6 protein-coding genes are annotated in these 10,453 nt (G+C 71.7%); all 6 read right to left on the reverse strand.

All coding sequences use genetic code 11. The features are described 5' to 3' along the window. Positions 1 to 25: 25 nt before the first annotated feature. The 6 genes from RHOOR92_RS0107740 to RHOOR92_RS0107765 are packed head-to-tail and all read right to left on the reverse strand — an operon-like array spanning position 26 to position 10,452. A complete protein-coding gene (locus RHOOR92_RS0107740) occupies positions 26 to 1,648 on the reverse strand; it encodes a DUF6519 domain-containing protein (RefSeq protein WP_027489980.1) in 1,623 nt (540 codons plus the stop codon). A 10-nt stretch (positions 1,649 to 1,658) separates the two neighbouring features. After that, complete coding sequence (locus RHOOR92_RS0107745; RefSeq protein ID WP_027489981.1) at positions 1,659 to 3,896, reverse strand: hypothetical protein; 2,238 nt, start codon at positions 3,894 to 3,896, stop codon at positions 1,659 to 1,661. Between the two features lie 26 nt (positions 3,897 to 3,922). Beyond that, entirely contained in the window at positions 3,923 to 7,039 is a 3,117-nt protein-coding gene (locus RHOOR92_RS0107750) for a putative baseplate assembly protein (protein WP_027489982.1), read from the reverse strand. Beyond that, complete coding sequence (locus RHOOR92_RS0107755; protein ID WP_027489983.1) at positions 7,036 to 9,759, reverse strand: putative baseplate assembly protein; 2,724 nt, start codon at positions 9,757 to 9,759, stop codon at positions 7,036 to 7,038. Before RHOOR92_RS0107755 ends, RHOOR92_RS0107750 begins: the two co-directional genes overlap by 4 nt. Then, a complete protein-coding gene (locus RHOOR92_RS0107760) occupies positions 9,756 to 10,115 on the reverse strand; it encodes a GPW/gp25 family protein (protein ID WP_007512620.1) in 360 nt (119 codons plus the stop codon). The genes RHOOR92_RS0107755 and RHOOR92_RS0107760 overlap by 4 nt, the downstream gene beginning before the upstream one ends. Before the next feature lie 10 nt (positions 10,116 to 10,125). Next, entirely contained in the window at positions 10,126 to 10,452 is a 327-nt protein-coding gene (locus RHOOR92_RS0107765) for a hypothetical protein (RefSeq protein ID WP_231378347.1), read from the reverse strand. Between the last annotated feature and the right edge of the window lies 1 nt (position 10,453).

Genomic DNA, 10,453 nt, shown 5'->3' on the forward strand with positions numbered 1-10,453 from the left:
CCTATGCCCGCGTGCTGCGCCGTGCCTACCCGTTCACCTTCGCGGCCTTCTTCACCGGTCTGGCCCGCGCCTTCTTCACCGCACTCGGCGCCGCCACGGCGGCGCCTGGCACCAGCACCGCCCCGGCCCCGGTCTGCAGGCCAAGCCTGGCCTGCAGCAACTGGCACAGCGAGTCGAACCGGCAGCAGCATTCGGCATAGCTGCCGTTGTCACCGGTGACACCGAGCACCGCGTAGTGATGCCCTCCGCGCGGCGGCAGGGTGGCGGGTGCGCCGTTCGCCAACGGCCAGTCGAGCTGGCCGTTGCCGGCCACGCGCGCGGGAATCAACCAGTACTCGCCGGTGGCGTACACGCCACCCGGCTCGAAGGTGATCTGGACGCCGTCTTCCAGTGCCATCGGCGTGCCCTCGGCCACGGCCAGCACGCCTTGCGCATTCACCGCATCGCGCTGGTCCCAACGGCGCAGCAACGGATGCTGGCGCGGATCGCTGTCCAACGGCCATGGCACGATGTTCTTCGGCACGTTCAGGGTGACGCTGCCATTCGCCGGGTCGATCGCGAGCACCTGCAGCAGCGGATACGCGCGCTGCCCCAGCGTATAGCGGTCGTCGACCAGCTCCACCCAGTCGTTCGCCGCCAGCCCGAGCCGGGCATCGCGGCCGAGCCGGGCCAGCGTCACCGTCAGTGGCGCACTGCCGTCGTCCGCCGTGGCGCCGAGATCGCTGCGGGTGACCGGGAACACCACCGAGCCGTTCTCGCGCGACCACTTGAAGCTGGCCGTGCCGGCCGGCCCACCCTGGTGGATTTCGACCCGGTACAGCTGGTTCTCCATGCCGCGGTAGCGCGCGTCGGCGGCGATCACGCAAGGATCGTCATCGGTCTCGTGGGGGCCCAGCTCGGCGCGCAGCCGCGGCGACGCATAGGTCGCGCGCGCATCGAGCAACTGGCGCACCAGCGCGCAGGGCGAGGCGTTGGCCTGGTCGCCGCCGTCGAGGCTCTTGCGCAGCGAGGCCACCTCGGCCAACTGCTGCTTGATCGCGGCGGCACTGGTCGGATTGTCCGCGGCTTGCTGACGCGTCTTCAACGCCGTGGTGACGTCGTCGAGCTGTTGCTGCGCCCGCGGTTGGTCGAGCATGCGCAGCTGCCACACCACTTGCGCACGCGAGGCGGTGTCGACGCCGTCCAGCGCCGCATCAGCGATGCCCGGCGCTTCCACCGCGCACAGGTGCCGCTCCCACACGTCCAGCCACAACGCGTAGCCCTGCGGCGGGTTCTCGAAGCCGCTCTTGCCGTCGGCCACGCCGTAGTCAGGCGTGGGCGCGTACGGCTGTTGCGCCAGCGTGCAGGCAGCCTCGTTCACGCACAGGATGCCGTCGACGTAGAAGTGCCCCGGCGCCAGTTGCCAGTCGGCCAGCGGCAGCGGCTTGCTGCTGCCGTCCGCGTTGGTGACGCTGGCGGTGATGGCGAAGCCGCTGCCCGCGGCCCAGCACGGGCCGACCAGGTCGCGCACCAGGCTGCGCAGCAGCTGCAGCTGGATCTGCGCCTGTTCGTTCCAGTCCGCCTCCAGCAACACGCGGCCCTGCTGCTGGAACACCTGGCTGTAATGCCGGGTCGGATCGAAGCTGACGCGTGCGAAGTCGCCTTTCATGGTCGATCTCCTAAGTCGCAAAGAGGATGCCGGCGTCCGTGCCCGCCGGAACGTATTCGGTCAGCCGCGCCGCGAGGTTCGCCTCGCGTTGCGGCTCGTACAGGTCGTGCCAGACGCCCATCGCAGAACGGTCGGACGCACCGCGGCGGATCTCCGCGCAGCAGCCATCGGCCAGGCGCAGGTAGTGCGGCGTGCCGTAACGCCGGCTGCGGAACTGCGGCACCACGCGCAGCCGTTCGTGCGCGCGCTGCTCCGGCGCCACCGCGGCCAGCGCCAGGTCGGGCTGGCAGTGGAAGCGTCGCGGCGTGCGCGAACCGTCCGCCACGTAGCAGAAACGCACGCAGCCCTGCTGCCGGCGCAGCACGCGCAGCGGGCTGGCGAAGATCGAGTCCTCGGCCAGCACGATGCCGTGCGCCTGCACCGTGCCGATCACCGTGCAGCGGCGGAAGCTGGCCTCGACATACGCCACTGCCTCGTCCGGCGCGCCCAGCGCCACGCGCTCCATGCCGGTGGCGTCGAGGATGCTGTCGCACAGTTCCAGCGGCGGCGGCTCGCCGCGCTGCTCGGGGCTGATCACCATGATCGCGCCGAGGATGCTGTGGCGGACGCGCAGCGCAGCGCGCGTGCGATCGAACGTGACGCTGGGTTCACCCGGGCGCTTCGGATCGCAATCGCACTGCAGCGCCCAGCCCGGCACCAGGGTGCAGTGCCGGATCACCAGTTCGCACAGGTCGCCGGTCGGCGCGTCATCTTCTTCCGCCGGTCCATGCACCTCGACGCCGCGGCCCACGATCAGCAGGCCGTCGAGCAAGACGCGGCTGCCGGCATGGCCACTGACGCTGAGCGCGTCCGGCTGGCTGGCGCGCACGTCGAGCAGGCGCAGCACCGGTCGCGTGCGTTCGGCGGCGCGCAGCTGGATCGCCTCGCCGGCATCGAGCTGCAGATCGAGGCTGCCTTCGTACACGCCGCTCTCGGCCAGCTCGATGATCAGCGCGTGCAACGCCGGCGTGGCCGCCTTGGCGGCGGCCCACGCCGCCAGCGCCTCGGCGACGCTGCCGAAGTGGCCGGCCGGCCAGCTGGCGTTTGCCGCACGATCCGGCCGCGTCGCATGCACCACGTAGCGCGTGGCGCCTTCCAGTTCCGGCGTGACCCGTGCGTACTCGCCGCCGCCGAGATCGGCGGCAAAACCGTACTGGTAGCTCACCCACACGCCGCGCTTCGGCCGCTGGTTGGCCGGAAACAGCAGGCGGCCGCGCTCGGGATCGACTGCCACGCGCCCCCGCTTCACCTGGCCACCCCAGCCGGACAGATCCGCCGGGATCAGCGCCTCGCGCGGCACCGGCACGCCCTGCCCTTTCGCCGGCCAGTCCGGCGCCCACAGCTGCACGCTGCGGCCGTCGCCGTAGAGTTCGGCCGCCACGCTGGCGTAGTCGGCCAGCACGCCGCGCTCGGCGAAACGCCAGCGGCGCTGCGGCAGCGGCAGGTTGCGCTCGTCGGCGATGTGGGTGGGTTCGGTTTCCGCGACCGGGCGCTGGAACAGTGGCGTGTCGTTGCCGAGCACGCTGAAGCTGAAGCAGTGCGGGCCGCGCTCCTCGATGCAGTACGCCGGGGTGCAGCTCACCGGGTAGCTGCGCAGGCGGCAGGCGAACACGCCCACCGCGGGGATGTTGTGGCGGCCGCGCCGATGCGCGCTGCCCAGGCGCCGCAGGTCGACGCTGTGCGCGAACGGATCGAACGCGCCGTTGGCCCAGCCGAGCCGCTGCAGCCGCCCGGGATCGCGCAGGTCGGCCGTGCCGCCGCGCCGCGGATGCAGGTGGTCGAGATGCTGCATCCAGCCGAGCCGGCGGTAGAACTCCACCGCGCGCGCCGGCCAGCCCGCCGCGTCGCGGGACAGGTCCTCCAGCAGCGACAGCGTGCCCTTGCGCCGGCGCGCGTCGATCGCGTTGGCCACGTCGGCGCGCGGTGCCAGCACGCGGCCGAGGCCGCCATCGCGACCGCCGTCCGCGCCCAGCGTGGCCGCTTCCGGCAGCAGCGTGTAGCCGAGCAGGTCGCCGATATACGGCACCACCCAGTCGTCGCAGGTCTCGATGAAGGCGTTGCCGTACAGCCGCGCGATGTCCTGCTCGATCACCTCGACTTGGCTCGACAGCACGCGCAGGAAATCGCGCAGCGCATAGCCCTGCTCCGCATCGCGCATGCGGTAGACCACCGGCAGCAGGTCGAACAGCCGATCCGCTCGCGCGCTCATGGCGCGCCCTCCTTCCGCTTGCGCGCTCATGGCGTGGCCTCCTGCAGCAGCAGTGTGTCGGGGATGTTCGGCGGCAGGTAGGCGAGCTGCGCCGGGCGCAGCGTGCCTTGATCGTCGTAGCGGGCGGGCAGCACGCGCACGCGCGGCGGCACCGTCGCAACGGTCGTGGCGGTGGCGTGGCTCATCAAGCCAACGCCATCACCCTGCTTGTCGCCGCTCACGCCGAAACCGGCCAGCAGGGTCGCCTCGTCGAGGCTGCCGAACGCGTCCACGTCGACCCAGGCCACGCCGCGCACGGCCTGCACGCAGGCGACCAATTCGCTGAGGTAGACGCTCTGCGCCAGAGCGCGCCGCTCGAAGCCGAACGCATCCAGCAGCGCCGCGCGCACGGCCGGCTCGACCGACTCCCACGCGAAGTCCGGCAGCAGCCCCACCTTCGCGCTCACGGTCAGCGCCAGCAGCTCGCGCACGCCCAGTTGCACCGACAGCGACGGATCGCCGTAGCGCTGCAGTGCCTGCAGCAGGTTGCGGTACAGATCGGAAGACGAGTCGATCGGCGCATCGGCGGCACCGGCGATGGTCACCTGCACCCGGTGGCCCAGCTTGATCGCCGCCGCCTTGCCGACGCCGCCGAACGTGCGCGCAAAGTCGGCGTAGTCCGGCACCGAGACCAGCCGGTCCAGCGCCAGCACCGCCAGCGGCACGTTGCGACGCGCCTGATCGCGCGTCTCCGCGTCGGCGCCGCCGGAGGCGCGCAGCGGGTTGATCACCCCCTTGACGCCGAGCGGCCGGGTCGCCAGCAGGCTGACCTGTCGTGCGCGCACGTTGCCCGGCGTGCCGATGCCGTTGCGGTAGGTGGCGACGATGTTTTCGATGCCGGTCGGCGGACGCGCGCCATGCGTGCCGTCGCCGAACTGCACCGTGGTCCTGCCGCCGTCGTCGATGGCGGTGACGAAGTTGCGCTCGGCCGCGCCGACGAAGGCGAGGTTGCGCGTCTCGTGCCACCGCATGTCGTTGACGCGCAGCGTGAGCGTGCTCTGCACGCCATCGGCGGTGGCCGCGGAAACGTAGGTCAGCGGTGGCTGCTTCAGCACGAAGGCCTGCATCGACGCCGCACCGCTGCCGCTGCCCAGCACCTCGCGGCGGCTCTCGCCGTGGGTGGCGCGCACCACGTTCGCCTGCACCTGCACGCTGTCGCGCACGTAGCGATAGGCCAGGCCCGTGTTGCCGAACACCAGGGTGCTGTGCACCGTGTCGCCGGGCAGGTTCGCCTCCACGCCCTGCTCCACCGCGGACAGCATCACCAGCTCGGCGGCCGTCACCGCGTCGGTACCCGGCACGTCGCTGCGCCGGCCTTCCACGATCACCCAGCGGCCAGCCTTGAGGCCATCCACCGCGCCGTCGAGGGTGAGGCGGGTGGCGCTGTCGCCGGTGCTGCGCGGGCTGCCGTCGGCCGCGACCGCGCCGATCTCGTCGGCGATCGCCAGCTCGGCCAGCGGCAGCGAGTCGCTTTGTGCGTAGACCTGGGTGGTGCGCAGCGTCGACATTGTCGGTGCCTGCCACACGGACGTGTCCGCGTCCGGCTTGACCAATTCGATCCCGGTGGTCTTGCCGCTGATGCCATAGGCACTGCGCGGATGCACCTGCACGCGCCTGGCCTGCGCAACGACCGGTGGGCCGTAGCGCCCCGACTGGATCAGGAGAAAACTGCCCGCCTGGACGCCGTCGTAGGCATTGTCGAGCTGCACGAGGTCATCCTCTTCGCCGCCGTCCCCGATGGAATCCCAGTCGCCATCCGGCCGGGACACGTAGGGCACGGTGTTCTTGGTGGCGCTGTCCGTGTTCAGTCCAAGCCCCATGATGCGCGGCGCGTTGTAGCCGAACAGCGGCGCGGCCAGGCGCAGCGCGTACACGCCGTTCAATGTCGGCGAGGGTTCGCCCTGCGGCACGCTGGCCCAGGCGCGGTAGAAGGTGTCGTGCAGTTGCGGCGCGAATTTCAGCAGCAGCTGCGGTCGCGCATCGCTGGCCTTGCCCAAGGCCGCGGCGACGCTTCGTTGCAGGCGCAAGCTGTTGGCTGGCTGCAGCGTGGCTTGCAGCGTCAACGCGCCGAACAGCGCACCGAAACCGCCTGCCGGCGGCGGGCTGACGGAGCCGCCGTCGCCGAAAGCCTTCACTACGGCCAGCAGGAATGCCTGCGCCGCCGCCGGGCCGCCGGCAAGGGTTCCCACCTCCAGGCCGAAGCTCCCCAGGAGCTGGTTGACGCTGCCGGCATCGCCGCCGCCGAGCAGCAAGCCCCGATAGAGCCTTTCCATCTTGCTGCGCAGCGACGTCCCGTCGGACGCCAGCGCGGCGACCGCCGCTTTCGCCGCCGCCACGATCTGCACCTTCAGTGCGCCAAGCGGCTGCAGCAGCAGCTTGCTGCGTCCGTCCCGCTGGTGCACTTCGATCGACTGCACCAGGCGGATGGCCGGCACGCCGCCGGGAAGTTCACCGAACAGGAACAACAGGCGATCGTTCGGCTTGAGGCCGGTGGCCGTGCTGGCGATCCACACCGCGTCGAGCGTGGCGACGTTGTCCAGCGTGATGTCCTGCGGCCGCGTCAACCGCGGCTTGAGCGCGTTCCACTCGTAGCGAGCGTCCAGCGGCTCGGCGGTTTCGAAGGTTTGCATCTGTTCGCCCGGCGCCGGCACCGACTGCGCGCGCGCACCGGCAGGAATCGTCACCGGCGGCGAATCCTTCTCCACGGTGTAGGCGAGGTAGACGCTGGCGGCCACGCCGGGACGCAGGCGGTAGTCGACCAGCCGCGCCAGCTCCAGCACCGAGCGGCGCTCGGTGGCGGTGCGCAGGTAGGCCTCGTTGGCGATGCGTTCGGTATAGAAGCTCAGCACGTCGGCGCCGACCGCCCAGGCGTCGATCAGCGCCATCGCCGGATCGTCGGCCTCGCGCGTGCGCAGTCCGGCCAGCGCCGGCAGCGCGGCGTCGCTCAAGCCGGCTTGCATGGTCGCGCGGAAGTCGGCATAGGTGCCGACGCGATACGCGAGACTGTCCAGCCCCGGCCGGTTGGTCAGCGGCAGCGGCGTGCCGGCAGTCGCGCCGCAACCGCAGGCACAGGCGTGTTTGCCGCAAGCGCTACAGCAGCTCATCGGCCACCTCCCAGCGTGAACGCGATGCTTCCGTGGTCGGGATGATCCGGGTCGTTGTCGACCTGGGCAATTTCGCGCGCGGCCAGGTGCAGCACGCCGTCGTCGGGCACGCTGCCATCCACGCCGTCGGCGCGAGCCAGCGTGGTGACCTCGACGTGGGCCACGCCGGCGATCGCCTGCGCCTCGGCCAGCAGGGCGCTGGCGAACACCGGCGCGCCCAGTTTCAGCCGGTCCGGATGGAAGAAGCCGGGCGTGCCATCGCGGCGCAGGCCCGAACTGAAGCGGTCGCGCAGCCCGGCCTCGACGTGGGCGATGAGGAAGTCCGGCCGCACGCAGACGAACAGCGCGATGCGCAGCGGCACGTAGCAGGCCGCATGCACCTCGACGTCGTGGCCGATGCGGCGGTAGCGCTCCAGTTGCGCGCGGATGCGCCGCGCCAGCTCCGCCGGCAGCGACTCGCGGCCCAGCGGGTCGACCACCACGTCGGCGGCGTACCAGCTGCCGCTCCACTCCAGCGCGGCGGCGGCGCCCTGCAGCTGCGGCGCGCGCGCGGCGAAGCTCGCGTAGTCGTCGGCGACGACCGCGCGCAGCGGCTTCGCGCGGAATGCGCCCGGCGCGTACAGCTTCACCTCGGCCAGGCTCTCCGGCGCGGTGCCGCCGCTGGCCGGCAGCGGGTTGCGCGGCTGCAGCTCGGCGGACAGCACGCCGGACTTCAACGCCAGCCACACGATGCTGTCGCGGCCCGCGTTGCCGGCCGGGCCGTTGCCGACGCGCGAGGCGGCGCGGAAGAAGTCGCCGGCCTGTGGCTGCGCGCCCAGCACGCCGTCGCCGAAGCGCAGGTGCGCGGCGCCGTCGTCGTCGATCTCGACCACGAAGTGGCGGTCGTCCGGACCGCTCGCCAGCAGGTCCTGGCGGGGCAGCCACTGCCAGCGCGGATCCGGCGTGCCGGCCACCAGCACCTCGTCGAGCGCGCCGCCGTAGACGGTGAGCTGCGGCAGCGCCTGGCGTGGATCGCGCGCCAGCAGCCGACACACCGGCGCGTGCGGCGGCAGCGGCTCGGCCCAGGTCAGCGGCGTATCCGGCAGCACGTGGCCGGTGTCGGACGGCGGACGGCGCACGTCGGGCACGGCGCCGTCGCAACGGCAGCAGCCGTACTGCGTGCCGCCGGGCACCAGCCAGCAATCCTCGGCCAGCGTGCCGCAGCGCGTGCAGGCATCCGGCATCGCAGCGAGCGCGGCGGCGAGGCCGGGGTAGTCGCCATCGCCACCGGTCGGCATGCAGATCGCCGACGAAACGCACTGCCCCCGCACGTGTTCGCCATGATCGACCAGCAGCACGTTGCCGCGCGCCAGGCTGACGTCGTGCAGCCATGCGCAATCCGGCGCCGGCGTGCGCACCGACAGGCACAGGTCGAACGGCAGCGCGTCGCAAGGATCCCACGCCACTTCCAGCAGCAGCGTGCCGTCGAGCGGATCGACGGACGTCCGGACGTCCGTCAGGCGCACCGCGTGCCGGTGCGTGGGATCGGCGTCGGCCGGGTTGCCGGTCTGCGGTCCCAGCACCTCCTCGAAGATCAGCAGGTCGCCAGCCACGAGTTTCAGTGCGCGTTGCGGCGCCGTGGCGGCGGCGACATCCGTCGTCGCCGGCGGCGCCGATGGCGGCGTGTCGACCAGGGTCGCCCGTGTGCTGCCACGCGGCAGGCAGCACAGCTCGTCGCCCCAATTGTGCAGCCGGATCGCGCTGTGCGCGGCGACCACGTCGAACGTGGTCATGCCGTCCAGCGGCAGCGGCTCGTAGATCAGCGCACCCTGCGCGCGCGCCGCGTCGAGCTGGGCCGCGTCGATCACGCCGGGTTGCGGATGGCCCTGCCCCGGCGGCGGCACCAGCAACAGCAGGTTGTCCAGCTCGAGACTCAGATCGTCGCTCGATGCCAGCGTGACGAAGGCGCGCGCATTGCAGCCCTCGTGCATGCGGTAGTCGACCAGTCGCGCATGCCGGCGCACCGAGATGCGCTTGCGCGCGGTGCCCAGGTAGGCCTCGGTGGCGACCGCGTCCTGGTAGTAGCTGAGGTAGTCGGCGGTGTATGCCAGCGTCTCCACCAGCGCGATGCCGAGGTCCGGTACGTGACGCTCCTGCCATGCCGGCAGGTCCAGCGCGAGGCGGTCGAGGAACAGCTGGCGGAAGCTGGCGTAGTCCTTCGCCAGGTAATTGATCTCCGGCGCGGGCGACGGCGGCGACACGCACGGCGTCTCGTCGGCGCAGTCCAGCGTCTTCGCGCAGTCCAGGCGGAAGTGCAGCGTGACGCAGGCGTAGCGCGGGTCGAAGCCGGGATAGGCCTGCCAGCTCGCCGGGTCGTTGCCGGAGGCCGCATCCACCAGGCACAGGCAGTACGCGGTGTGGTCGCCTTCGCGGTCGAGCACCACGCGCAGGCAGGCGTCGTCGTGCATGTCCGCTTCCAGCTCGGGGTTCACGCTGAGCACGCGCAGCCCGGTGATGCGGTCGCCGCCGCTGATCCGCACGGTGGCCACGCCGAGGCCTTGCGGAATCTCGCCGAACAGGTGCACGCACAGGCTCACGCCGTCGTCGCTCACCTCGACGTAGTCGATGCCGTTGAGTGTGCCGACCTGACGCAGCTTCTCGCGCCGCGCCGGCACGCTGCAGGCCGGCAGCGGCGCGCAGCCGATCGTACCGAGACTCGCATGGGCGTTCGCGCGGTTCATGGCAGGCTCCGCACGAAGCTGTCGCTGCGCGTGTCACCGCTGGCGCGCACGGTATAGCTGAGGTCGACGCGCAGGGTGGCGTCCTCGCTGCTGACTTCGAGCTTGCCCACGTCGATCACGTCGCCCAGCCAGCGCTGCAACGCCGCCTGCAGGGTGAACTGCAGCGCGGCGGCCAGTTCCGGGCTGTTCGGCGCGAACACCAGCTGCAGCAGGCCGCTGCCGAAATCGGGCCGGTTCACCCGCTCGCCCGGGCTGGTGAACAGCAGTTGCTCGATCATGTCGCGCACGTGCTCGTCGTCGCCGGTTTCCGCGACGCGGCCGCGGGGGTCGAAATGGAACGGGTAATCCATGTTCATGATGGGACCCTCACATCGCGGTGACGCGCGTCTGGCTGGCGACGATCAGCAGCGGCGTGCCGGTCGGCGCGCAGATCGCCTGGCTGTCGATGAGCAGCAGCGGTTGTCCGTTGGAAGTCACCCGGGTGGCGGCGGTGACGAACTGCGCGGTGACGCACGGCCCGTTTGCCGCCGTCGGTGGCGGCAGCGCGCAGCCGGCAATCAGCCACGGCGCCGGCATCGTCACGCTGGGCTGGCCGCTGACGGTGACGCGCGGATTCGGAGCGGTGGCCTGCGCCTGGCCGCCGTGCGAGCAGAGCACGCTGGCGCCGACATGGATGAGGAAGCCCGGCATCATG

Source organism: Rhodanobacter sp. OR92 (genome assembly GCF_000427545.1).
Taxonomy (GTDB): domain Bacteria; phylum Pseudomonadota; class Gammaproteobacteria; order Xanthomonadales; family Rhodanobacteraceae; genus Rhodanobacter; species Rhodanobacter denitrificans.